The organism is Vibrio sp. McD22-P3 (assembly GCF_021568915.1).
Lineage (GTDB): Bacteria > Pseudomonadota > Gammaproteobacteria > Enterobacterales > Vibrionaceae > Vibrio > Vibrio mediterranei.
Genome location: NZ_JAKGTN010000006.1, coordinates 195,722 through 220,206 on the forward strand (window position 1 = coordinate 195,722; position 24,485 = coordinate 220,206).

Here is a 24,485-nt window from a genome sequence, read left to right on the forward strand (position 1 = left end):
GTGATCATGTCATCAATCTCTATCTAGAGATGCGTGTACAAATGGTTTTATGACCTATCATTAAAGCAATTAATCTAAACTTAACACCTTCAGGGAGTTGTGAATGAGTGTTTGTTTCCCTCAATTTTTAAAGACTAATGCTATTGCAGTATTTGTTGTATTCGTAATGTCGATGATGAGTGGCATTGCCTTAGCTCAAGATGATACTCCTACTAGGGTACCACCTCCAAAGGCTCAAGTAGCCTTAGACAAAATTAACGCGGAGATAAGAGATCTTTCGGAATCACTCAAAGCTTCTAGTGGAGATCAAAAAGACGCTATTCAATTCCGCCTCTTCAATAAAAACAATGAGCTAAGAGATGTCATCGGTAGCGCGGTTGAATCTAATGATTTACCAAAAGATATGCTCATTGAACAGGTACGGTTCCAGCAAAAATATACAGAAGGCGCGAAAACTTATCTAGAAGATAAGTTAAAAACGGTTGGAGAGCAGTTCAATAGCGCTAAAGCTGAGAATAAACTGTCCATTTTAAATACTTATAGTGAAGTTCAAGACTATTTGAACGCCACCTTTAATGCGGCATGGCAAAACCTGATGTGGCTGAACAAACTTGGAGTTCAGGATGAGAGTGGTGAAGCGCAGTTTGAAGTACTAGTCGCGAAAAACCTGAGGTTAACGTCAGCGTCGATTGAATATTTCAACCAACAGGTGGAGGCGATCAATTCTCAGTTGGCATCGGCGCCAGAAGGAGACAAAGCTGCACTTCAAACTAGTCAGTTAGTGCTTAAGCAGCGTATTGGCATTGAAACAGAAAGTCTTCGTAATTTGATCGTTCTAGGCGATGACGTTGGTTTAGAAACGTCTGAATATAAAAGACAAGTATTCTCTGTAACTGGCAATATCACTCAAGACATTTTAGATTCAAAAGTGTTGATTTCGCTGTTGAGTTATTGGTGGAGTGCCGCCGTTGATTGGCTAGGCGATAACGCACCACAGCAACTATTCCAAGTGTTTATTTTCATTCTTATTCTTTTTGTTACACGCGCCGTTGTAAAACTGGTACGCAAGATTGTGACAAAAGCAGTTCATAACAAGAACTTGAAGCTCTCTCACTTGATGCAGAACTTCTTTGTGTCTATGTCGGGAAATATTGTTTGGATTATCGGTATCATGGTTGGGCTGTCACAGATAGGGCTTAATTTAGCGCCTATCTTGACGGGTTTCGGTATCGCAGGTGTGATTATTGGTTTTGCGCTACAAGATACATTATCTAACTTCGCAGCGGGTATGATGCTTCTTATCTACCGCCCATTTGATGTTGGTGATTTTGTTTTTGCTGGTGGTGTAGATGGTAAGGTAAGTCATATGAGTTTGGTCAATACCACGATTCGCACCTTTGATAACCAAATTATCATTGTTCCTAACAGTAAGATCTGGGGAGACGTTATCAAAAACGTTACTCACGAGCGTACTCGTCGAGTAGATATGGTGTTTGGTATTGGTTATGGAGATGACTTGCTCAAAGCTGAATCTGTTTTACATGAGATTATCGAGGCGCATCCTGCGGTTCTTAAATCACCAGAGCCTAACATTCGAGTTCATACACTGAATACCTCATCAGTAGACTTCATCGTTCGACCATGGGTAAAAACAGATGATTACTGGGATGTGTATTGGGATGTGACTAAAGAGGTTAAATTACGCTTTGATAAAGAGGGCATTTCTATACCTTTCCCTCAACAAGACGTGCATTTACATATGGTGGATAAATTGAAGTCTGAGTCTAACGCTTAATATCAACACAATTATTCATTGATAGGGCTCTAATTTCATAAATTAGAGCCTTTTTATTATCTGTAATATTAGTTATTAAATAAGTTGAATACAAAAGCTCAGAGGTACGATTATGACGGAAGAAAATACAAAGAATAGCGAAGTGACAGTCGTAGACATCAAAATGCCATTTCTATCTATGGTGATATTTATGGTCAAGTTCGCCATCGCATCAATACCAGCTATGATCATCCTTGGGTTGATATTTAGCCTCTTTGGTATGATATTTGGTGGCATTTTTAGCGGCTTTCATGGCGGAATGGGGCACTACTAAAATGTCCTTGTCTAGTCACTGTGGTTGAATTTCTGTAGTATCGAGTGATTGATTCGCTAAGTAGAACTCTAGTAATGATTAGACATATCTTGTTGATTCGATTCAACGAAAAAGCAACAGAGCAAAGCATTAACGAACTTATGGCTTTGTTTGAGGCTATGCCCAAAAAAATAGCAGGAGTGGAAGCGCTAGAGTGGGGTGTGAACGATAGCCCAGAAGGTAAAAATAAATCCTATACGCACAGCGTAATGATGACATTCAAGGATGAAAGTGGTCGACAGAACTATCTGCCTCACCCCGAACATGATGCTCTAAAATCGGTGTTCAGACCGATTTTAGACGACATTATCGTGTTCGATTACTCAGTTTAAATTCAGCATGTTACAGATTTCTAATACGGTAACGTTGGCAGATTGGGAAATCGAGCTAAATGCAATTCGTTCGATGGGGAGCGGTGGTCAGAATGTTAACAAGGTTTCCACTGCTATCCATCTACGTTTTGATATTAGACGCTCGACACTACCCGCGATATATAAAGAACGTTTGCTTGCAAGCAACGACTCTAGAATCTCTAAGGAAGGTGTCATTGTGATTAAAGCGCAATCACATCGTACTCAAGAGAAAAACCGGGAAGACGCACTTGCGAGGCTAGCTGATTTGATTCGGTCAGTGATGGTCGTGCAAAAGAAACGTCGTGCAACAAAGCCAACTCGTTCATCGCAAATAAGACGCGTGGATAATAAGAAGAAGCAAGGGCAGAAGAAGTCCCTACGTGGAAAGCCAATATTGTAAATCTAGTTAAGGAAAGAAAGTGAAAATAATTAAGGATGATTTGACAGGTCCAGAAATAAAAGCCCTTTTACAAGCTCATTTGGATGACATGTACGCGACTTCTCCTCCAGAAAGTGTTCATGCTCTTGATATTGATGCTCTTCGTCAGCCAGAGATTACGTTCTGGACTGCATGGTTTGAAGATGATTTGGCAGGATGTATAGCCTTAAAAACCATTGAGTCGGGACATGGTGAAATAAAATCGATGCGCACGACAGAGAGTGCTCGTGGCAAGGGAGTAGCAAGAAAACTGCTTGCTCATCTAACCAGTAAGGCCTCAGAAAACGGCTTGACACGACTGAGTTTAGAGACAGGAACCGAAGCATTTTTCGAACCAGCAAGAAACCTATATCAAAGAGATGGCTTTGTAGAGTGTGAACCATTTGCTAGCTACTCGCTTGACCCTAATAGCGTGTTTATGACGAAATCGCTGACAAGATGAACATGATCGGATTGAAAGAAGCCTTTTGAATATGGGCTCTCTATTTCGCTTCGTTTTCATAGCGAATATAAGTTCAGGGATTGTGGTCTGCATAGCTGGCTACATTTTCCCTATGTTGAAAACATCCGAACTTTCTGATTTCTCATTTTACGTCGCTATCGTGTTATGGGGCGTGGCTGGTTTAGCTTGGGATGGAGGAAGAATAAGCCGAACCTATGACGTCGATGTTGTGTCACAAAAGATGAGAGCAATGGTTAGAGACCATAATCTTGAAGCTGAAAAACATAAGCACTATCGACAAAACTACTCTTTTGGTTTTTCTTTATTTGTTGCAGGCGTTTTCCCTCTGCTAATTTCCGCAACTCTCGCTTGGTTAAATTAAAAAGTGGGTAATAATAACGTGGTGAAAATATCTTTAGTTGAACTCGAACAGGTCCTACCTATTCGTCAGCAAGTTCTGTGGCCCGATTTACCAATAGAGAGCTCGCTGGTAGAAGGAGATAACCGAGCGATACATATCGGCGCATCTGTGAGTAATAAGTTGGTCTGCGTTGCTTCGATATTTATCGATGGTAATCAAGGTAGGTTGCGTAAATTTGCAACGCTTCCTGATTACCAAGGTCAGGGTATTGGCTCACAGGTCATCGAGTTTGTCTTGAACATGCTTGAAAGGCAAAATATTGAGGTATTTTGGTGCGATGCAAGGGAGTCTGCGCTGGATTTCTATAAGAGATTTGGAATGGTTATTGAAGGAGACATATTTTACAAAAAAGGCGTGGCATACAAAAAGGCGTCGTTAGTTTTATCAACGCTAAGATATGAGTAGCAGCACTGCGTTAGTATTGAGCACTTTGGACGACAAATATCTCTGACTGCCATATTTGAGTATCTCTTTTTACGATTCTACACTTTGATAAAACCTACCATGAGTGTAATCGATGGAAGCATTAAAAGAGTGGCGAGTAAACTGCCCGTATTGTGGGGAGGCTTTTGAAACATCAATTGACTGTTCCGTTGATGAGCAAGAGTATATTGAAGACTGCTATGTATGTTGTCGACCAATCTTGTTTGAGGTCACATTAGACAGTGATGATGTGTTTGTAACAGTAAGACACGAGAACGAAACATAGCTTGAAATTCAATTAATTACGCGTTACAAGATAACCTCTCCTCGATAAAGGATTGTGAGGTTTACTTGGATGTAACGACTTTTTTGACAGGCTTTTCCTTGGGTCTGTCGTTGATACTTGCAATTGGTGCTCAAAATGCGTTTGTTCTAAAACAAGGGCTAAAGAAACACTATGTATTTGCAGTGTGTTCTGTATGTGCAGTTTCTGATGCCATTCTCATTTCTGCGGGTGTCGGCGGCTTCGGTGTCATTATTGAGCGGTTTCCTCAAATCGAAATAGTAGCTCGTTATGCGGGGGCTGCTTTTCTTACTGTATACGGGATCCAAAGTTTGCGTTCTGCTTTCAAAAGCAAACATCAACTCGACCCTGAAGGTGATTCAAGTGCAAGTTTGCTAAAAACCATTCTGATTTGCTTAGCGCTAACTTGGCTAAACCCACATGTCTATCTAGATACCGTTGTTTTGCTAGGCTCTATTTCCACCCAATATGCTCCGAATCAGTTCTCTTTCGGGCTCGGTGCTGTGATGGCTTCCTTTGTGTTCTTTTTCTCCTTGGGGTACGGTGCTCGACTGCTAACGCCTATCTTTCATAAACCAATATCATGGAAAGTATTGGAGCTCTTTGTTGGTGCTATTATGTTATCCATCGCCCTTAACTTAATTTTATAACCTAGCTAGATATCGTTAATGTAAATAGGGAAGAAATAATGTCTCACCATAACGCGCAATGTCATTGCGGAAATATAACTCTCAGTTTTGCCAACTGGCCGGCGAATTTAACAAGTTGCAACTGCTCTGTATGTCGTCGTTATGGAACATTGTGGGGCTATTATGAGCCTGATTCGGTGACAGTTTCAGTATTACGTCAACCGACAAAGGCGTATCAATGGGGTGATGGTTTTATCGACTTTCACCACTGTCCAGAATGCGGATGCGTGACGCATTACACTTCAACGGATAAATCGCCAACCCAGAAAGTTGCTATCAATTTCAAAATGGTGACCCCAGAAGAGACAAGTACCATACACATTCGCTATTTTGATGGTGCAGACAGTTGGAAGTATCTTAATGATTAGACAAGGATATTCGATGCATAATACCAAACTAAGGTTTCAGGATATTACCTTACGCAAGGCATCAACCGAAGATCTAGAGCCGCTTTATCAACTTATGACGGCTGACGAAGAGTGGACGAAATACAACGGCCCTTACTTCGGTTATGTTCGGCCAACACTATCCGAATTTAAGCAGCAACAGTTCCAAAAGTTCCTAGATGGTAACACAGGCTTGGTTATAGATTATTTGGGGCGAGCAATAGGCAGTGTTAGCTACTATTGGGAAGATGAAAACACGCGTTGGCTTGAAGCTGGTGTGGCCATTTACGACTCATCACTTTGGGGTAGGGGCATCGGGTTGAAAGCGCTGATTCCATGGGTGGAGCATCTTTTTGCAACATTGGAGATCGAGCGAGTAGGCTTTACTACTTGGTCTGGAAACCCTGGAATGATGCGATGTGCCGAGAAGCTTGGAATGACGCAAGAGGCAAGGCTGCGCAAAGTTCGCTATTACCTAGGTGAGTACTTTGATTCGATAAAGTACGGTGTCTTGCGTGAAGAGTGGCAAGAGCTCTACAAGCGTTGGTTGAGTCGAGACCGAGTGTACTTGTTTGACTGGGGTGACACTCTAATGGTCGATGACCCTACACAAACTGGAAAAATGTGTGATTGGTCAAATGTTGAAGTAGTTTCTGGTGCCGTAGAGTTGTTGTCAGCGCTTTCTAAGCAGTATCCCATTTATGTTGCGACCAATGCACAAGATTCTAATGAAATCGATATAAAACAGGCATTTGAACGTGGTGGTTTAGCTCAATACATCACAGGCTACTTCTGTTTTAACAATCTTGGCGTTTCTAAAAATAACGCAGAATTCTATCGGCTTATCGCAGGCAAGTTAGGTATCCCGGCAAACAAGTTGACGATGACCGGCGATCAAAGGGACAAGGACATAGTACCCGCTAAATCCGTTGGTTTAGTCACCAACTGGCTTAATTCGAGTGGTGTGTCCGACCCGTATGATGTTGGCTTCGCCTCGTTGCTTGAGATATTAGATAAAGAGGTGAAGGTCGAGTAAACCTCTAAGAGGCTTGAATCGTTGAGATTAGCTCTTCAGCTTGGTCGAGGTAGCTGCCCCCAAAAAGGTTGCAGTGATTGAGCACATGATAGAGATTATAGATGTGCTTTCTATACTCGAACATAGGCTCAATGGGCAGTACACTTTCATAACCGTCATAAAATTCCTGCCTGAAACCACCAAAGAGTTCTGTCATAGCGAGATCGCACTCTCGATCTCCCCAATAACTGGCGGGATCATAACAAATAGGCCCAAAGGCTGAGTTAGCCACATTGCCGTTCCAAAGGTCGCCATGCAGCAAAGAAGGTTTAGGGTTATGGCCAGAGAGCTGCTCGTTGATAAGGGAGACAAACTGGTCGATATCGGTAAAGCTGATTTGTTTCTCTTTAAGTAGCTGTAGTTGCCAGCCTATACGTTGTTCAGAGAAAAAGCGGGACCATTTTTTATGCCACTGATTAGGTTGTAAAGTAGCACCAATATAGTTGTCTTGATCAAAGCCAAATTCGGCTTGTTCACCCCATTTATGCAGTTTTGCTAACTCAATTCCAAACTGATGACTGGCAGTACTCACGTCTAAAGGTTTGACAGGGATGTAGTTAAGAATGATGAACGCGCATTCTTTAGTTTTGCTAATTAACACCACCTCGGGTACATGAACCGTATTAGTGTCACGGAGCGCTTTGAGGTTATCCGCCTCAATCTCAAATTTAGCAAGGAAGTCTTTGTGATTGGTTTTCACGAAGTAGCGCTGATCACCATCGCTAATCATATAGCATTGGTTAATATCGCCACCGCTCATTTTGACACGTTCTTTGATAGAAAAGTTGAACATGAGTGCATCGGATAGCTGATCTGAAATCGCTTGCCACATAAGTTACTCCCGTCTGCCAATCTATGGCTAGTGTAGAACAATATTGACTACATAACATACTGCCAGCGCACAGAATCATTGACGTGCAGCGCGATTTTTCGTACTAGTTCTTACAAACGTGAACTAGGTTTGCTATGTTTAAGTTCTTGTCATTTAAACAATTGCTAGGAGTTCAGTCGTGGTTGTAGATACTGACGGCTATCAGGCATTAATCGAACATCTCGCCATGAATCTTGATGTATTTACTTCAACTTCTGGAGATACGGGCGAAGAAACAATAGAAGATGTGTCCACGGACATGGTCGCGTCCAACATTATGGTGTTGTTTGAACAAAACCCAGAACTTCATTCAAGTGTGCGATTTAAGTTGCTAAAAGAAGTAGATTTAGTGATTCAAGACTTAGAAGAAGTATTGGCTGGAGTTTGGAACAAGCCTGCCACCAATGAGCAGGTTGCATTTCTTGAAGAGTATATAGCGTTAGTCAAAAATCTTTTTGATACTGCTGTTGCAATATATGATTAAAGAAATTAACAAAAGGATCGTTCCCTCTCAGGGTATTTTATTTCTTTGAGAGGGAGGCATCCTATTACTGAATATTTCTAAAATGCCAAAATGTTGATGCCCAATAAGGATTGTCGAGTCGAGAAAGGACCACACCTTTAGATGTTGAGGCATGCATAAATGTATTCCCACCTAAATAAATACCTACGTGTCTAGTTTTTCTTCCCGTTTTAAAAAACACTAAATCTCCGCTTTGAGCATTATTGTAAGCTACTTTGTGACCTATTTTAACTTGCTGCGCAGTGGTTCTGGGTAAGCTAACAGCATAAGCATCTTGATAGACAGCCTGTACAAATGCCGAGCAATCGACTCCAGAATAATTGGTGCCACCAAGTCGATAAGGAACGCCTTGCCATTTCTTGTATTCAGCCAAAAATGGTGCATTTTCAGCACTTCTATAATTAACTTGTGTGTGTGGTGCTTGGCTTGGTTGGCTTGAACAAGCCGTCAATAATGCCACTATACCGTATGGAATCAATACTTTAACAATTTTCATCTGTCACACTGCTTACATTTATGTGTAATAAATATGTAATTAACGGCCTCTACCATTTCCGAATAATTTTATACCAAATTATCGTTTTGTACTATTTATCCACGAAATTTGGTCGCAATTTAACGATTGATGCAACGGAATCGCTATGACATCGTCAACACAACGAAAACGTCCAACCTCAATAATTCACTCACTCAGCACAATATTCATTTTAATCTGTATCTTCTTTATTGCTCTAAGTTGGCTAAGTTCAAGTGGATTAACACAAGTAAAACATCAATTCGATAATTTATCGGATCGCGTACTCCCTCTGGCAATGAATAATGCAGCCTTAACACAAGATACGTTGGAACAAGTAAAGTTACTGAACTTTGGAAGCCAGTTATCTTCTGAGGCAGAGTTAAATGCTATCCAGGAACGTATCGCGCTGCTGACTAGCCTTAGTGAAACCCGGGTCAATAGTCTGTTCGAGATTGCAAAAAAGATAGATAGTGCCGTGACTCAAGATCAAAGAGCTCAACTCAGGGAAAAAATAGCTGAATTGCAATCCGTTACTGAGTCCGTATTGGCGTTTCAGTCTCAACTCATTGCAATGAAAGGTCGTATAGATAAGCAAGTGACGGGATTCCGTTATGGGTTAAGTTCTATTGGCCCTGAAATGAATCGTATTAGCTTAATTCTGTCTCAAGACAATCCATTGTCTTCAGATGCGGCGAGTCGATTTATTGCGAGTGCTAGCTCAATGGAGAGCACGTTCTTAGTCATGATGATGCAAGAAGAACTGAGTAAAGCGAAAAGTGAATATCGTGAAATGCGTAATCGAATCGCTGGAATCAACCTAGCATTTGCAGACTTCTCTGATTGGCACCCTGAAGTCAAAGAGTTTGCCAGTCTTATTGCACCATATGAAATGGTTCAGGACGGATTCAAACAAAGTGGTGTACTAAGTCAAATACTCGACAGGCTAGAAGTGGTTGAAAAGCAAAAAGTGGAGTTGGAACGTGCTGTTGTGATAGCCGATGACACGGTACAACTCCTACAGCAAATCTCTGATACTGCCTCGACACTAATAAAAGATAGTCAATCCGTAGTGAATCATACTCTTGATACAACCTCACAATGGTTAATTGCTGCTACAACATTTCTAATTGCAACAATCGTCGTAATCTTCTTCTCTCTGCGTCGATGGATAAATCGACCTTTAAAGAACATCATCTCTCAATTGAAAGGGCTCACAGAATACGAACTAACGGGCAAAGTGATGCTAGCGGGTCCTGCTGAAATGCAAGATATCGCCAGAAAGTTGAACCAAGTTATCGAGTCGACTCATGATTCGATTGAGGTGGTAACGAGAAACTGTGAAACACTCTATCAAACGGCGGAGATAAGTCACGGCGCGGCAGAGGAAACTCGTCTGAGTTTGCGTTCACAAAACGCCTCCCTAGATAGCATGGTGACAACGGTTACAGAACTGGAAGCATCGATTAAGGAGATAGCTCAAGTGACGACTGCGTCGTTTAACGATTCTCAACAAGCGGATAGTTATGCCAACCTTGGTTTGGAAGCGGTATCTGACAACCAAGAACGGCTTCATATGTTGGATACGACGTTAGGCAACAATGAAGCGTCAATGACTGAGCTAGATGGCAAAGTGAAGCAGATACAAGAGATGGTGGATATGATCAGTGGGATTGCAGATAACACTAATCTATTAGCATTAAATGCGGCTATTGAAGCTGCAAGGGCTGGCGAGAAGGGCAGAGGCTTTGCTGTTGTGGCGGACGAAGTTCGTAAACTCGCTAGTGATACTTCTGCACAAACCACAAACATTCGACAAATGATGTCGGAGCTCATCCAAGCAGCCCAAGACTCACGTCAATCGGTTGTCGAGTCACGCAAAGAAATGTCTTTTGCTTTGGAATCCAGCGACCGAGTAAAAACGTCTTTTACTGACATCGCCCATTCAGTGAATCAGATCCGTAACAGGGCAGAGCAAGTTTCTGTGGCTACTGAACAACAAGAGCGTGCCACGGCAGACGTAGGCCGCTCAATCGTTCAGGTTACTGAGCAAGGTGAACATTCGAGCATGCAGTTGGAGTCCATGGTAGAAAGTGCTGAGCAAGTAGCGGAAATTGCGGGCCACCAGCAATCGATGTTACATAAATATCAATTGAACCAAGCTTAGTTCTACTGAGAATGGCTAGCGTCGTTCTTATCGTTCCTAAAAGGTTGGGTAAGCAGTTTGTCCAACCTTTGTTCTCTTGGCTCGACAAAGGCTGGAATACCGATTACCACGCCATCATGCCCCAACTTAGGTTGAGCACGATAAGTTCCAAACCAGATGTCCCAGATGGATAGAAAGAAGCCAAAGTTGGAATGAGTTTCTTTGACGATTTCCGAGTGATGAACACGGTGAAAATCCGGTGTTACGATAACTTTTCTCAGCAAGGCATCAAACTTCAAAGGCAACTTGCCGTTGCTATGGTTAAACATTGCACTGGCATTGAGTACAATTTCGAAAATAAGTACTGCGATTGGAGGTACGCCTAAGGCAATCACGATCACTATTTTTATCCACATGGAGAGGATGATTTCAATAGGGTGGAATCGAGAACCTGTGGTGACGTCGATATCCCGATCAGCGTGATGCATTCTATGCAATCGCCAAAGGATTGGAACGCGATGAAAGACTATATGTTGAAAGTAGATTGCTGCATCCAACAGCACTACGCAAAGTGGGGCAATTAACCATGTATTCACTTCGAACTGGTTAAAAAGCCCAATACTATGTTTCTGAGCAAAGAGTGCAGCTTCTATGGCAAGAAGTGGCATGACTAAGGCGAGAATTAGAGAGTTAAGGCCAACTAGGCTGAGATTGTTAATCCAACGCAAACGTCGTGTCCTTGTACGATGTTTTCTAGGTACACACCACTCCCACACCGCACAAATTATGAGTACAGAGAGAAAGATCGACAATCGAATAGAGTCACTGTGTTCCATTGAATAGGGTTTCCTTTTACTTACAAAGTGTACCAGAGTAGAATCCCGCCACCTTTCGCTAGAATACCATGAAAATGAGACGTCACGCCTTCCATAAAATGTACGATGAGCGCCTAGCCGCGGCAACTAAACCATTTAATGCTCGTGGAGCGAAAGTCATACGTTGTAAAAGCTGCCAAATTGCGCAACAGTATTGTATTTGTGAGTACCAGCCAAAACCGAGCAATGACTTTGCAGTATTGCTGTTGGTTTCTGATGCGGAAATTCTGAAGCCAAGTAATACAGGCCGCCTGATACTTGATACGGTCGAAGAAGGTTATGCGTTTCCTTGGCATCGAACTGAAACTCAACCAGAACTCCTTGCACTGCTAAAAGATGAGACCTATCAACCCGTCATAATCTTTCCAGAAGATTATGTTGATGATAAAAAGCGTTTAATCGACCAAAACCAGTTCGAAGCAGAGGGAACTAAGAAACTCTTGTTTATCCTTTTGGATGGCAGTTGGCGTGAGGCTAGACGTATGTTTAGAAAGTCACCATATCTCAATCAGTTCCCTGTGTGTTCGATTAAGCCTGATGCTTTGTCTAACTATATGATGCGAAAGTCAGAGAACGAAGATCATCTTGCTACCGCAGAAGTTGCGAGTATTGTCTTTGAGCAATTCGGGTCATTGAGTCATTCGATGATATTGAGAGAATGGTTCGCGGTTTTCCGCGAAAGTTACATGTTGAGCAAAACGCGTCTCTCTCCAGATTTGTCGCGACCAGCACTGAATAATTTCATAGGTCTAATAAAAAACGAGAACTCGCTCTAAAGTTCCAGTTCTAATGTGATGGCTTGTTGAACAAGCAGTTCGAACAAGGGCATAAATCCGCTCTACGTCACGGTTTGAGGGGGTAGGGATATGGATAATGCCAACAGTTATCTATTTTTTGCCTCAAGTTGAGGTTAGCAAGGAGAGTTGCATGTATTACGGCTTTGATGTCGGTGGCACTAAAATTGAATTTGGTGCATTTAATGAAAAACTTGAACGCGTTGCGACAGAACGTGTACCTACACCAGGCGATGATTATGCGCTACTAGTAGAGACCCTAGCAGGTTTAGTGGCTAAGTACGATGCAGAACTTGGAACCGAAGGTAAAGTAGGTCTTGGTCTGCCTGGTATGGAAGACGCTGAAGACGGAACTGTACTCACCGTAAACATTGCATGTGCGAAAGGCAAACCTCTGCGTAGTGACTTAGAAGCGAAGATTGGTCGCGAAGTGAAACTTGAGAATGATGCAAACTGCTTTGCATTGTCTGAAGCATGGGATGACGAACTGAAAGATGCTCCATCTGTAATGGGTCTAATTCTTGGAACTGGCTTTGGTGGTGGGTTGATCTACGAAGGCAAAGTGTTCTCTGGTCGTAACCACGTAGCTGGTGAACTAGGTCATATGCGACTGCCTATTGATGCTTGGTTCCACCTTGGTGAAAAAGCGCCGCTTCTTGATTGTGGCTGTGGTAAGAAAGGGTGCTTAGATAACTACCTATCTGGACGTGGATTCGAGCTACTTTATGCAAATTATTACGGCGAAAAGAAGAAAGCTATCGACATAATTAAAGCACGTGAAGCCGGTGACGTCGATGCTACTGAGTTCGTTGATATGTTCATGGAACTTTTGGCTATTTGTTTCGCTAACATCTTCACGGGCAACGATCCGCATGTGGTTACTTTAGGTGGTGGTCTATCTAACTACGACCTTATTTATGAAGAAATGCCTAAGCGTATCCCTAAATATCTAATGTCTGTGGCGAAGTGTCCGAAAATCGTCAAAGCGAAGCACGGCGATTCTGGTGGTGTTCGTGGTGCAGCATTCCTTAACATCAAGTAGAGTTGATTGGATTGAAAAAAGCGACCAGAAATGGTCGCTTTTTTGTTACTTACATTAAGCTGAAAATCAGTGACTAACTAGCATTGGGCAGTGCTCTGGTAAAACCAATTGGATTGTGTTTGGCAGCACACAAAACTCGATATTGGTAGCTTCGATAGGTTCACCATCTAAATTTACAGGCATGATACCATCGGAAATCCATTCAATGGTTTTTACCTGATTACGTTTAACGAACGTTCCACTATAACCATCATCTTGCATCAACTCCTCAATTACGGCAGGGATATCGCTGGGGGTGAATTCCTCAAGCGACACCACATCTAAATAGCCGTCGTTGATAAAGGAGGTTGGAGAGAGCGCTTGGCCACCACCGGCCATTCTGCCATTGCAAATAGCGCCGACAACCACATTGCTTGTGACAGTTTGACCATCAAACTTCACCGTGCCTTTAAAAGGTTGGAAGTTGATGGCTTGAACGAGGCCTGCGAGCGTGTAAGCTCCTCCGCCAAGGAAGTTTTTTAGGGCAATAGGTGTGTTTGCTGTAACTTGCGCACCAAACCCAGCTGTAGCGATATTCACAAAGTGACGGTCATTCGCTCTCGCTGCATCAACTGGCTTAGACGTTCCCGAAACAGCTAATAGCAAGGCATCGTAAGCAGAATTGGTTGGGATGGAGCAGGCGGTCGCAAAGTCGTTAGCGGTTCCAAGTGGCAAAACCGCAACTTCCATTGTGGTGATATTGTTTTTTAGAAGTGCATCGACTACTTCGTTTATGGTTCCGTCGCCACCTCCAGCAATGAGCCGAGAGACGCCTTGATCCGCCGCTTCTTGTACTAATCTTTCAATATCGCCTCCTTCCCAAGTCACACGGACTTCTATAGGGTAACCTTCACCACGGAGTTGATAGATGGCTTCTCTAATATCATCTTGAGCAGCTTTCTTTCCGTTAAGTAGGAGGCGATAAGTCATATTTTTTCCTTAAAACAGTATGTTACCTAGTCAACACAATGAAAACTATAGCACAAACTTTTCAATGGCTTTAGCTACACCGTCATCGTCATTACTGTCAGTAATATAGTCGGCAATGGATTTAGTTTCTGGCATGGCGTTCGCCATCGCAACACCTTTACCAGCGAATTTGATCATATGATGGTCATTTTCTGCATCACCAAAACACATGGTTTGTTCGTACGGGATATTTAAGTGATCGGCAATAACTTTAACACCTTCACCTTTGTTGCTTAAAGGGTTCAAAAACTCAAGGAAGAATGGGGCGCTTTGTACAATGGTATAGTCGTCGTGGTAGCGCGCTGGGATTTTACCGATGCCTTCAGTTAGTAGAGCTGGTTCACCAACAATCATCGCTTTGATGATCTCGTGATCATCCTCTAGCTTATTAAAATCATAGATGGTGATATCTAGCTTATTGATCTCAGCTTCGTGGTCGGTGTAAGGATTCGCTTCTGTAGCAATCAAACCCAATTCGCGGCTAAAGGCATGGCAATGCAGGCCGAGCTGTTTCGCTAGGTTCGCTACTTCTTTAGCGCGACGACCATCGATGATTTGTTGATGAAGTATGTCACCTGATACTACCTTCTGTACAAAGGTACCATTGAAATGGATGACATAATCTTCTTCACCGTTCAAACCAAGCTCATTAAGGGCATCTAACATACCGTTGAGAGGGCGACCAGATGCAAGCACCACTTGTACGCCTTGTTGTTTGGCAGATTGGATAGCTTGTTTAGTACGCGGAGAGATTTTTTTATCAGATGTTAGTAGGGTTCCATCCATATCGATGGCAATGAGTTTATACACGTTACTTACCTAAAAAAGAAATAAATCAAACGCCTCTAGGATATGAAAAAGCGCGTTACACTACCAGAGATTTAGTATGACACTTTGTATTGAATTTCTTGGTCGCATCCTTTAAGGTCTGCTCATCTTATATAATTGGCATGATTTGATGAGTAATACTCGATTTAAAATCAACGAGATGTTTGAAACCATCCAGGGTGAGGGCATGTTTACCGGCGTCCCGGCGGTATTTATCCGACTTCAAATTTGTAACGTAGGCTGTTCGTGGTGTGATACGAAGCAGACATGGGATGCGAATAATGAAGACCAGCGTTCGTTTGGAGAAATCATAACTAAACAAGGTGATAGCCCTACGTGGAGCGATGTCGACGCAGCGGAAATTGTGGCTATGTATCAATCGCAGCAGTTTAACGCAAAGCACATTGTGATTACTGGAGGCGAGCCTTGTGAGTATGATCTAAGCGCGTTATGTGAAGCCTTTGAAGCCATTGGATGTCGTTGCCAAATCGAAACCAGCGGTACTTCAGAAATAAGAGTCACGCCAGTAACCTGGGTTACGGTGTCACCAAAGGTGGCAATGAAGGGAAAACTTCCTGTACTTTCCTCGTCGTTAGAACGTGCTGATGAAATCAAGCACCCAGTTGCGACGCAAAAAAACGTCGACCAATTAGATGAGCTTTTACAGGGTGTAGAGTTAAAGAGTGATGTGGTTATTGCGCTTCAGCCAATCAGCCAGAAGCCACGTGCAACTGAGTTGTGTATTGAAACTTGTATTCAGAGAAATTGGCGTTTATCAGTTCAAACACATAAATATTTAAGTATTGCTTAAAGGACGAGGAGATATTGATGAAAAAGGCAGTAGTCGTTTTTAGTGGTGGACAAGATTCAACAACTTGCTTGGTCCAAGCACTTGAGCAGTACGATGAAGTACATGCAATTACGTTTGATTATGGCCAACGCCATAAGCTAGAGATTGAAGTAGCGGAAGCATTGGCAAACAAGCTCAACGTGAAAGCACACAAAGTCATGGACGTTAGCTTGCTCAACGAGCTTGCGATTAGCTCATTAACTCGTGACGATATTCCTGTCTCGCACGAGCTTCAAGAAAATGGTCTGCCGAATTCATTCGTGCCGGGTCGCAATATACTGTTTCTGACACTGGCGGGTATTTACGCCTATCAAATCGGCGCGCAAGCTGTCATTACCGGTGTATGTGAAACGGACTTTTCTGGCTACCCTGACTGTCGAAATGACTTTATCAAAGCTATGAATAGCGCTTTGGTGCAAGGGATGGACAGAGAGTTTGATATTGTTACGCCACTTATGTGGTTAGATAAGGCAGAGACTTGGGCGCTGGCTGATAAGTTTAATGCGCTATCTTTAATCCGAGAAGAAACGTTAACCTGCTATAACGGCGTTATTGGCGACGGTTGTGGAGATTGTCCATCTTGTGATCTTCGAGCGAACGGACTGAATCATTATTTAGAGAATAAGTCCGAAGTGATGGCTTCTCTGAACGAGAAGTCAGAATAAAAAAAAGAGGCTGAAAGCCTCTATTTTTTCGTTTACTTAGCGTTTAAGTACAACTTAGCGATAGCTGATGGTTCCATTTCCTTACCGTCTAGCTGACTGTTCCAGTTGGTACCGATTAGCACACCATCTTCATCGAGAGTTAGTAGCCAATCTTCTACAAAGATATCAAGTGGGATGTGTAACACTTCAAAATCAGCCCACTCTTCAACGTTGTGTGTTTTTGCGTCTTCCTCAGACGACCAAAACGGCATAACTTCTGTGTTTTCGAACTCAGTAGAATCGCACGCTAACCAACCATCTTCATTACGCAGGCCCCAAACAAGCTGGTTTTGGGTGGTTTCCTCAATAAACAGGTTAAGGTTTTGTTCGATATCTGAAGTTAATTTACTCATCACTTTATACTCTTAATAAGAATTGCTACAAGGTTAGCATGAGATACCGAATATCTAAATGAAATAAAACAAAAAGAGCGCTAATACATAGCGCTCTTAGTTTAACTGAGTGAAGAGTGAACTATTTACCGATAGTAGTAAAGATAGTCCATTCTTTTTCTACTTCACCTTTATAACCAACAACGGAAGCAACCACTTTTCTGTTCATCGCATGTGCAAACTCGGTATCACCAAGCTCTTCTGGCTGGGTATCGCCATAGCCCACAATAGTTAGGCGTTCTGGGGCAATACCGTTGTTGATGATCGCTTCACGAACAACCTCAGCGCGATTCTTCGAAAGTACCAAGTTCTTCTCTGGGTTACCAACTACACTCGCATAGCCTTGAATTTCAATAGTGGTATCTGGGTACTCCTTTAAGAAGTTTGCCATTTGGCTGATTTGTGTTTGGAATACTGGTTTGATATATGTTGACGCGTTATCAAACAAAATTCTCAACGCCATCGTATTCGACACGTCGACATATTGTTCACAACCATCGTTATCTAACGCAGCGCCCTCCGGAGTTGCAATACACAAGTCACGGGCATTAATAACGCCATCACCATCATCGTCGATTAAATCGGCTTTTTGATCGGCAAGAGGAGTTGCGATGTAGTCGTATTTATCATTTTCAGGCGTTGTTGCTGATGCAAAAAGCGGCAGAGAAACAAGGCCACATAGTAGTAATTTGGTCTGTAGTTTCATATTAATACTCCACCTTCTCGTTCCACTCTTTTGGAGTGTCAACTCGTAATGCTGCAAGTAAATCGCCAGTAGCATTCATCACTCGATAGCGAGCAAATTGCTCAGCGTATTTAGCGTCTAAATATCCTTTACGAGCCTCGAACAGTTCGTTTTCGGTGTTAAGAACATCAAGAAGAGTACGTTTGCCTATCTTGTATTGTTTTTGGTAAGCAACAACAGTGTCAGAAGCAGAGTCTACGTGATCGGACAAAAATTCACGTTGTTGAATGGTGAACTCTAAACCTGTCCAAGAGAGTTTTAATCCTTCTTCAACCATGCGGTAGGTTCTGTCACGGAAGTCTTTGGCTTTATTGAGTTGGTACGCTGCAGCTTCAGTACGATCGGAATCTGAGCCGCCATTATATAAGTTGTAACGCATTCGTAGCATAGCGCGAGTTTCATTATCGGTACCGATATTACCACCGGCATCGTCACGCCAGTTATGGCCCGCATCGATATAGAAGGTAGGGTAGTTAACCCCTTTAGTTTGTTGGTATTGAAAACGAGCAGAGTCTACATCCACCTGAGAGACTTTGATTACAGGGTGATGTTCCATGGCGATTTTTAGTGCGTCATCTACGGTTGGTGGAATAGCGACTTCATCAGCTCTAGGATATTTGAGGCCCAAAGGGGCTTGCCCTACTAGGCGTTTAAACTGCGTATGTGTATCGAAAAGGTTGTTCTGCGCGGCGAGTAAGTTACCATGAGCTTTTGCAATACGAGCTTCGACTTGTGAAAGGTCTGCGGTTGAACCAATACCTGAGTCAACACGCTTTTTAATGTCTTTATATATTTTCTTGTGTACTTCTAGATTAGCTTCAGAGAGAGCCAATATCTCGTAGGCTTTGGTCGCGTCGAGATAAATCTGAGCAACTTCAAGCGCAATGTCTGAGGCATCCGCTAGTAATTGGTATCTCACAGACTCTGCTTCCGCAGCAGTTCGATCCATATCGTTTAATGTCTCGTTACCATCCCAAATCAATTGAGTAAGACTAATACCAACTTCCTTTCGAGTTAAGTTCTCGTTTCGACTATTTAAAGAGTTTTCACGGTCATAATCCGTTCTTTCGTAGCCGATACCACCGTCCAAGTCGACTTTAGGTCGATACGCCCCCACAGAAGCTTCTGCGTCATATCGTTTACTAACGTATTCATTATAAGCGGCTTTAATATCAGGGTTAGTAGCAAGTGTGTTTGCCACTGCTTGCTCTAATGTTTGACTGCTAACCGGAAGGCTAAGGGCTACAAAACAAGCGGCTGCTGTTAGAGTGAACCTGTTCAATGTTATTCTCCTTAATCCTTGGCTAGACGAATTGCTGATTTTTGGTTTTGAGCTTGCAAATTCATCACTTCTACTCACTACTATTTATTCGAGTTAAGTCATAAACTTAGGTAACACGCTATAGAATTACTATAGCGCACAACCTTGTTCTTTCAACCTAGCTCGATCACACCTTGAACCTAAAGAGGGGTAGGTACAGGCTAGATGTTGGCTTTGTTATACATTGCCACATACTATTGAAAATAGTAGAGAAATTCGTTAATTCAATTAAGGAAATGAAAAAATGTCTTATTTTTGAGACAGCTCAATCAAAAAAGCCATTCTTTTCGAAAAAAGAATGGCTTAGAAAATGATGTAGAGTCTTGACTCTAAAGTGCTTTAGGTCTAGAGGACTTTACAAGCAAACCCTTTCAAGTAGAAGCCTTCCGGGTAAGCGGTATCTGTTGGGTGGTCTGCGGCTTGTTCAAATCGTTCTACAAACTTAACAGAACGGTTAGCATCTACAGCGGCGTCTGCGATTATTTTTTGGAATAATGCGCCGTCCATTAATCCTGAGCAAGAGTAAGTCAAAAGGGTACCACCGGGCTTCAAGATCTGCATTGCTAGCATATTGATATCCTTGTAGCCGCGACAAGCGCCATTGAGTTGAGCTTTCGATTCGGCAAACTTTGGCGGATCCATGATAACTACATCAAACTTGGTTCCTTGATCTCGGTATTCACGCAATAACTTGAAGACATCTGCATTGAGGAACACCGCTTTTTTCTTCTCAGTGAAACCATTCAGCTCGGCATTGTGTTTCGCGGTATCAAGAGCCAGTTGAGAAACATCGGCGTTAATGACACGCTTGGCACCGCCTTTTAATGCATAAAGTCCAAATCCACCGGTATAACTGAAGCAGTTTAGTACTTCTTTATCTTTTACATACTTCTGTGCTTGATAACGGCTATCGCGCTGATCCAAGTAGAACCCCGTTTTGTGTCCGTTAATGATATCGACGCTAATTTTTACGCCATTTTCTTCGATGACGACTGGCTTTGATGGTGTTTCCCCATGCAATACACCCGTGCGTTCTCTTAATCCCTCTTTTTTACGAACCGATACATCAGAACGCTCGTAAATAGAGCATTCTGGGAAGCACTGCGTAAGTGCTTCTACAAGGGCATCCTTTTGGAATTCTGCTCCAGCACTGAGCAATTGGCAAACTAGGAAGTTTTCATAGCGGTCGATGGTAATACCCGGTAAACCATCAGACTCTGCAGCTATCAAGCGATATCCGGTCAAGCCATCTCGTTCAATAATGTCTTCCCTTAGTAACTGAGCTTGCTTGATACGGCTGACAAAAAAGCTAACGTCAATATCTTGCTTTTCAAAGCTCCATACACGTGCTCGAATCTGAGAGTTAGGGGAGTATGCAGCCTTAGCTAACCACTCGCCATTGCTAGCGAACACGTCGACTGTTTCGCCAAGTGACGGCTGGCCGTCAACATGAGAAATACCTCTAGAGAAAATCCAAGGATGTTTGCGTCGAAGTGATTTGTCGCGACCTTTAACAAGATGAATAGCTGGAGCCATAGGATGCCTTACGAAGTTGAAACAGAGAAAAGGTTGGCTATTTTGTGTGAAGATTCAAACAAATGCAAATAGAGTTCCGTTAACCTGATTTAGAAACTGTATAGATGAACTAAAATCAGCTTAGCACGCTGTTCATGCAGGAGAGAAGATATGACTCAAATTTGTCAGAAGGTTGTTGTGAAAGGCATGGTTCAAGGAGTAGGGTTTCGTTACCACACTTGTCATGAAGGGTTAAAACTGGGACTGACTGGGTATGCTAAAAACTTATATGATGGCTCGGTTGAGGTGGTTGCATGTGGTGATCAAACTAAAGTTGAAGCTTTGTGTGAATGGCTAATGCAAGGCCCAAGGACCGCAACGGTTGATTCGGTGACCAAAGAGCCTTGTGAACAAAGTACTGTTTACAGTGGTTTTAAAATTCTCTGAGTACTTATAAGCACTTTGCAGGCTTTGGTAAACCTGCAAGTTTTGTAGCTTGCTTTGCCGGGCCTTTTTTGAACAGCTTGAAAAGATATTTACTGTTTCCTTTTTCCGGACCATGTGCCTTTTCCATTGCTTTTACCAGCATTCGTACCGCTGGTGAGGTGTTAAACTCCACATAAAAGTCGCGAACAAACATTACAACCTCTAGATGTGCATCGGTCAGTTCAATACCTTCCTCTTGTGCTAGAGTTTCGATCATCGCAGGCTCCCAATCTTGATGATTGAGCAAATACCCTTCGGCGTCAGTTTCGATGGTTTTACCGTTAAATTCAAACATGTTTTTGATCTTGTAATTGAAACACGTGGCAAGGTTAGCTTAGTTACACGCTTTTTTTCAAGAGTGGTAGGGTGGTTTTAATCAGTATTTAGATGCAAAAAAGCCCAAGAACGTGTCTTGGGCTTTCCTTAACATCCAGCGACTTGATTAGTCGTCGTTCATAATACCTAGGATAGATAGTAGGCTGATGAAGATGTTGTAGATAGAGACATACAAGCTTACAGTTGCAGAGATGTAGTTAGTCTCACCGCCGCGAACAATTTGCTGAGTTGTAAGCAAGATAACGCCTGTTGAGAACAGGATAAACATTCCGCTCATCGCTAGGTATAGCATTGGCATTTGTAGGAAGATGTTTGCAACCATACCTACCAACAGCACAACGAAACCAGCTAGAAGCATACCGTTAAGGAACGATAGGTCACGTTTGGTTGTTAGTGCGTAAGCCGACGCGCTTAAGAACGCTAGAGCAGTACCACCTAAAGCGGTCACAATAACATCGCCCATACCTGCGCCAACATAAGCGTTAAGGATAGGACCGATTGTGTAACCTAGGAAGCCAGTAAATAGGAACGTAAATACCAAGCCCATGCTGTTGTTGCGGTTCTTTTCAGTAAGGAAAAGCAAACCGTAGAAGCCAACCAGCATAATAATCAAACCTGGGCGAGGCAGGTTCATAGCCATAGAAAATGCTGCAACGACCGCAGACCAAAGTAGCGTCATAGATAGCAGCGCGTAAGTATTTCGCAATACTTTGTTAGTTTGCAGTACACTCGCTTGAGATGAACTGCGAGATACCATAGGATCGTTCATAATCTTCCTCATAGATGATTGTCTTTACTTATATGACTATTTATGGGGCTGTTTGTTCGAAAAATCAAGTCCACAAATACAAGTCATTGAACAAAATCATAATAAAAATAATTGGTTAAGTGTGTAGTAAGTTGTAACACGATATTTCTACGTTGCAAATGGCAAAACAATGTAAAAATGGCGACTTAAAAAAGTCGCCATTTCTCATCCAGAGCAATCAGTGATGAAGTATCTGACTTAGGAAGTTTTGCGTTCGATCTGATTGCGGATTTTCAAAGAAATCAACAGGATTGTTCTCTTCGATTATCTCCCCGGCATCCATAAATATCACTCGGTCGGCAACCTCTTTTGCAAAACCCATTTCGTGCGTTACACACAGCATGGTCATTCCTTCCTCTGCGAGTTCTACCATTACGTCCAGTACTTCTCTAACCATTTCTGGGTCGAGAGCTGACGTTGGCTCGTCGAACAACATAACCTGCGGGTTCATACACAATGAGCGAGCGATAGCTACGCGTTGCTGCTGTCCACCAGATAGCTGACCAGGATATTTGTCAGCTTGATCTGGGATTTTAACGCGCTCAAGATATTTCATCGCAATGGCTTCCGCTTCTTCTTTTGGCATCTTTTTGACCCAAATAGGAGCAAGCGTGCAGTTCTCCAGCACCGTGAGGTGAGGGAACAAGTTAAAGTGTTGGAAGCACATGCCCACTTCACGTCTCACCGCTTCGATGTTTTTCAGGTCTTCAGTCAATTCGTTACCAGAGACAAAAATGTGTCCTGCTTGATGCTCTTCTAATCGGTTAATACAACGAATCATCGTTGACTTACCTGAACCGGAAGGGCCACAAATTACGATTTTTTCACCCTTTTTAACGTCAAGGTTGATATTTTTCAGTACGTGAAACTCGCCGTACCACTTGTTCATGTCCTTTAATTGGATCATGTAATCTTCTTGTTGCGTCATAATACGTCCTCGAATTTCCGTTTATCGTTTGTGACCGGTATGCAGCTTGTTCTCTAGCCAAATCGAGTATCTCGACATGCCAAAACAGAACACCCAGAACACTAACGCGACAAATACATAACTTTCCGTAGCAAAACCAAGCCACTCGGGGTCGGTGTTTGCGGCTTGACCAATACCCAGTACATCAAACATACCAATGATGAGTACTAGACTGGTATCTTTAAATAAACCGATGAAGGTGTTTACGATTGAAGGAATGGTAATCTTAAGTGCCTGCGGTAGCACAATAAGCCCCATTTTTTTCCAATAAGTAAGACCTAAAGCGTCTGCTGCTTCATATTGGCCTTTTGGAATAGCCTGTAGACCACCACGAATAACTTCCGCCATATAAGCTGCACTGAACATGACAACACCAATCAATGCTCTAATCAGCTTGTCAGTTTCTACACCTTCTGAGAAAAATAACGGCAGCATTACCGACGCCATAAACAGAACAGTGATAAGCGGAACGCCACGCCATACTTCGATATAAACAGTACAGATACTGCGAATAATCGGCATCTCTGAACGTCGACCTAATGCTAATGCTACACCAATAGGTAGAGAGACGATAATACCCACAAGAGCAATGATCAGTGTGACAAGTAGACCACCCCATTTGTGTGTTTCTACGACTTCAAGCCCAAACACACCACCGTATAAGAGGCCAGCGGCGATGAAAGGATAGATGTTGACGAAGAACAACCAAATCCATAAACGTTTAGGCGTTCGCTCATAAGCAAGCAAAGCAACGAAAATTGCCAGTGTTGCGTAGAACAGGCGAGGGCGCCATAACTCAGCTTGAGGGTAGAATCCATACATGAACTGTTCCCAGCGAACGCTGATAAACACCCAGCACGCGCCTTCTCTAGAACAAGCGTCGCGAGTGGTACCAACCCAATCTGCTTTGAGAATAGCCCAATCGAACACATACCAAAGTAGAGAGAGAGCAAAGTAGCCTAAAACAATCGTTAGTAGAGAGTTAACTGGGCCATTAAATAGATTCTTTCGTAACCAACCTACCACACCAACAGTATTGGCTGGCGGCGGAAGGTCCGGTTGAAATTGATGCTGTGACATA

General features: G+C 42.7%; 31 protein-coding genes and 1 pseudogene. 19 read left to right on the forward strand and 13 right to left on the reverse strand.

Annotated features, from left to right (window positions below):
- Positions 1-103 precede the first annotated feature (103 nt).
- From L2W36_RS09215 to L2W36_RS09270, 12 genes and pseudogenes are all read left to right on the forward strand, one after another.
- Complete coding sequence (locus tag L2W36_RS09215) at positions 104-1,795, forward strand: mechanosensitive ion channel family protein (RefSeq protein WP_006074200.1); 1,692 nt, start codon at positions 104-106, stop codon at positions 1,793-1,795.
- 112 nt (positions 1,796-1,907) lie between these two features.
- Complete coding sequence (locus tag L2W36_RS09220) at positions 1,908-2,108, forward strand: hypothetical protein (RefSeq protein ID WP_063606343.1); 201 nt, start codon at positions 1,908-1,910, stop codon at positions 2,106-2,108.
- A 74-nt stretch (positions 2,109-2,182) separates the two neighbouring features.
- On the forward strand, positions 2,183-2,479 hold the full coding sequence (locus L2W36_RS09225; protein ID WP_236109858.1) for a Dabb family protein: 297 nt from the start codon (positions 2,183-2,185) through the stop codon (positions 2,477-2,479).
- A gap of 7 nt (positions 2,480-2,486) precedes the next feature.
- Positions 2,487-2,900, forward strand: coding sequence for an alternative ribosome rescue aminoacyl-tRNA hydrolase ArfB (arfB, locus tag L2W36_RS09230; RefSeq protein ID WP_096443297.1), 414 nt, complete (start codon positions 2,487-2,489; stop codon positions 2,898-2,900).
- Positions 2,901-2,919: 19 nt separating this feature from the next.
- Positions 2,920-3,381, forward strand: coding sequence for a GNAT family N-acetyltransferase (locus tag L2W36_RS09235; RefSeq protein WP_006074192.1), 462 nt, complete (start codon positions 2,920-2,922; stop codon positions 3,379-3,381).
- Between the two features lie 112 nt (positions 3,382-3,493).
- Positions 3,494-3,763 (forward strand): hypothetical protein, encoded by a 270-nt coding sequence (locus L2W36_RS09240; protein WP_236109859.1) that lies wholly within the window; start codon positions 3,494-3,496, stop codon positions 3,761-3,763.
- A 21-nt stretch (positions 3,764-3,784) separates the two neighbouring features.
- Positions 3,785-4,207: a GNAT family N-acetyltransferase gene (locus L2W36_RS09245; RefSeq protein ID WP_443088387.1), complete on the forward strand. Its 423-nt coding sequence runs from the start codon at positions 3,785-3,787 to the stop codon at positions 4,205-4,207.
- A 112-nt stretch (positions 4,208-4,319) separates the two neighbouring features.
- Positions 4,320-4,511 carry a CPXCG motif-containing cysteine-rich protein gene (locus L2W36_RS09250; protein ID WP_006074186.1) on the forward strand — a complete coding sequence of 64 codons (192 nt, stop codon included), beginning with the start codon at positions 4,320-4,322 and terminating at the stop codon, positions 4,509-4,511.
- 65 nt (positions 4,512-4,576) lie between these two features.
- Positions 4,577-5,179, forward strand: coding sequence for a LysE/ArgO family amino acid transporter (locus L2W36_RS09255; RefSeq protein WP_171392738.1), 603 nt, complete (start codon positions 4,577-4,579; stop codon positions 5,177-5,179).
- A 38-nt stretch (positions 5,180-5,217) separates the two neighbouring features.
- Entirely contained in the window at positions 5,218-5,586 is a 369-nt protein-coding gene (locus L2W36_RS09260; protein ID WP_038230429.1) for a GFA family protein, read from the forward strand.
- A 13-nt stretch (positions 5,587-5,599) separates the two neighbouring features.
- Positions 5,600-6,166, forward strand: a pseudogene (locus L2W36_RS09265) (GNAT family N-acetyltransferase); the annotation flags it as partial.
- On the forward strand, positions 6,167-6,640 hold the full coding sequence (locus L2W36_RS09270; protein WP_329605667.1) for an HAD family hydrolase: 474 nt from the start codon (positions 6,167-6,169) through the stop codon (positions 6,638-6,640).
- Between the two features lie 4 nt (positions 6,641-6,644).
- Here the strand turns inward: L2W36_RS09270 and L2W36_RS09275 are convergent, their stop codons facing one another.
- Positions 6,645-7,511 (reverse strand): fructosamine kinase family protein, encoded by an 867-nt coding sequence (locus L2W36_RS09275; protein WP_006074178.1) that lies wholly within the window; start codon positions 7,509-7,511, stop codon positions 6,645-6,647.
- 178 nt (positions 7,512-7,689) lie between these two features.
- Between L2W36_RS09275 and L2W36_RS09280 the strand changes: the two genes are divergently transcribed.
- Positions 7,690-8,034, forward strand: coding sequence for a DUF3802 family protein (locus L2W36_RS09280; RefSeq protein WP_006074176.1), 345 nt, complete (start codon positions 7,690-7,692; stop codon positions 8,032-8,034).
- 64 nt (positions 8,035-8,098) lie between these two features.
- Here L2W36_RS09280 and L2W36_RS09285 read toward each other — a convergent pair whose 3' ends face one another.
- The gene (locus L2W36_RS09285; protein ID WP_236109861.1) at positions 8,099-8,569 is read right to left on the reverse strand and encodes an NlpC/P60 family protein; all 471 of its coding nucleotides are present in this window, start codon (positions 8,567-8,569) and stop codon (positions 8,099-8,101) included.
- A 145-nt stretch (positions 8,570-8,714) separates the two neighbouring features.
- On the opposite strand from L2W36_RS09285, the gene L2W36_RS09290 reads away from it, so the two are divergent.
- Positions 8,715-10,754, forward strand: a complete 2,040-nt coding sequence (locus tag L2W36_RS09290) for a methyl-accepting chemotaxis protein (RefSeq protein ID WP_236109862.1) — start codon at positions 8,715-8,717, stop codon at positions 10,752-10,754.
- Between the two features lie 2 nt (positions 10,755-10,756).
- Here the strand turns inward: L2W36_RS09290 and L2W36_RS09295 are convergent, their stop codons facing one another.
- Complete coding sequence (locus L2W36_RS09295) at positions 10,757-11,569, reverse strand: sterol desaturase family protein (protein ID WP_236109863.1); 813 nt, start codon at positions 11,567-11,569, stop codon at positions 10,757-10,759.
- A 68-nt stretch (positions 11,570-11,637) separates the two neighbouring features.
- Here L2W36_RS09295 and L2W36_RS09300 point away from each other — a divergent pair, with 68 nt between their 5' ends.
- Entirely contained in the window at positions 11,638-12,384 is a 747-nt protein-coding gene (locus L2W36_RS09300) for a tRNA-uridine aminocarboxypropyltransferase (protein ID WP_236109864.1), read from the forward strand.
- Positions 12,385-12,535: 151 nt separating this feature from the next.
- Entirely contained in the window at positions 12,536-13,444 is a 909-nt protein-coding gene (gene nagK / locus L2W36_RS09305) for an N-acetylglucosamine kinase (RefSeq protein WP_236109865.1), read from the forward strand.
- Positions 13,445-13,510: 66 nt separating this feature from the next.
- Here nagK and yegS read toward each other — a convergent pair whose 3' ends face one another.
- Positions 13,511-14,413, reverse strand: a complete 903-nt coding sequence (yegS, locus tag L2W36_RS09310; RefSeq protein ID WP_038230439.1) for a lipid kinase YegS — start codon at positions 14,411-14,413, stop codon at positions 13,511-13,513.
- 45 nt (positions 14,414-14,458) lie between these two features.
- Complete coding sequence (locus L2W36_RS09315; protein ID WP_236109866.1) at positions 14,459-15,262, reverse strand: Cof-type HAD-IIB family hydrolase; 804 nt, start codon at positions 15,260-15,262, stop codon at positions 14,459-14,461.
- Positions 15,263-15,410: 148 nt separating this feature from the next.
- On the opposite strand from L2W36_RS09315, the gene queE reads away from it, so the two are divergent.
- Both queE and queC read left to right on the forward strand, forming a co-directional pair.
- Entirely contained in the window at positions 15,411-16,091 is a 681-nt protein-coding gene (gene queE / locus L2W36_RS09320) for a 7-carboxy-7-deazaguanine synthase QueE (protein ID WP_236109867.1), read from the forward strand.
- Between the two features lie 17 nt (positions 16,092-16,108).
- Positions 16,109-16,795: a 7-cyano-7-deazaguanine synthase QueC gene (gene queC / locus L2W36_RS09325; RefSeq protein ID WP_124939739.1), complete on the forward strand. Its 687-nt coding sequence runs from the start codon at positions 16,109-16,111 to the stop codon at positions 16,793-16,795.
- Between the two features lie 32 nt (positions 16,796-16,827).
- Here queC and L2W36_RS09330 read toward each other — a convergent pair whose 3' ends face one another.
- From L2W36_RS09330 to L2W36_RS09345, 4 genes are all read right to left on the reverse strand, one after another.
- Positions 16,828-17,187, reverse strand: a complete 360-nt coding sequence (locus L2W36_RS09330) for a DUF2750 domain-containing protein (protein WP_006074158.1) — start codon at positions 17,185-17,187, stop codon at positions 16,828-16,830.
- Positions 17,188-17,308: 121 nt separating this feature from the next.
- The gene (locus L2W36_RS09335) at positions 17,309-17,932 is read right to left on the reverse strand and encodes an OmpA family protein (RefSeq protein WP_236109868.1); all 624 of its coding nucleotides are present in this window, start codon (positions 17,930-17,932) and stop codon (positions 17,309-17,311) included.
- 1 nt (position 17,933) lies between these two features.
- Positions 17,934-19,253 carry a TolC family outer membrane protein gene (locus L2W36_RS09340; RefSeq protein WP_006074156.1) on the reverse strand — a complete coding sequence of 440 codons (1,320 nt, stop codon included), beginning with the start codon at positions 19,251-19,253 and terminating at the stop codon, positions 17,934-17,936.
- A gap of 384 nt (positions 19,254-19,637) precedes the next feature.
- Entirely contained in the window at positions 19,638-20,828 is a 1,191-nt protein-coding gene (locus tag L2W36_RS09345) for a class I SAM-dependent methyltransferase (protein WP_006074154.1), read from the reverse strand.
- 150 nt (positions 20,829-20,978) lie between these two features.
- On the opposite strand from L2W36_RS09345, the gene yccX reads away from it, so the two are divergent.
- On the forward strand, positions 20,979-21,254 hold the full coding sequence (gene yccX, locus L2W36_RS09350; RefSeq protein ID WP_236109869.1) for an acylphosphatase: 276 nt from the start codon (positions 20,979-20,981) through the stop codon (positions 21,252-21,254).
- Positions 21,255-21,258: 4 nt separating this feature from the next.
- Here the strand turns inward: yccX and L2W36_RS09355 are convergent, their stop codons facing one another.
- The 4 genes from L2W36_RS09355 to L2W36_RS09370 all read right to left on the reverse strand — a co-directional run bounded on the left by L2W36_RS09355 (position 21,259) and on the right by L2W36_RS09370 (position 24,484).
- Positions 21,259-21,588, reverse strand: coding sequence for a TusE/DsrC/DsvC family sulfur relay protein (locus L2W36_RS09355; protein WP_124939737.1), 330 nt, complete (start codon positions 21,586-21,588; stop codon positions 21,259-21,261).
- 147 nt (positions 21,589-21,735) lie between these two features.
- Positions 21,736-22,398: a Bax inhibitor-1 family protein gene (locus L2W36_RS09360; protein WP_038230452.1), complete on the reverse strand. Its 663-nt coding sequence runs from the start codon at positions 22,396-22,398 to the stop codon at positions 21,736-21,738.
- Between the two features lie 217 nt (positions 22,399-22,615).
- Positions 22,616-23,365 carry an amino acid ABC transporter ATP-binding protein gene (locus tag L2W36_RS09365; protein WP_031496112.1) on the reverse strand — a complete coding sequence of 250 codons (750 nt, stop codon included), beginning with the start codon at positions 23,363-23,365 and terminating at the stop codon, positions 22,616-22,618.
- Between the two features lie 21 nt (positions 23,366-23,386).
- Complete coding sequence (locus L2W36_RS09370) at positions 23,387-24,484, reverse strand: amino acid ABC transporter permease (protein ID WP_198557846.1); 1,098 nt, start codon at positions 24,482-24,484, stop codon at positions 23,387-23,389.
- Between the last annotated feature and the right edge of the window lies 1 nt (position 24,485).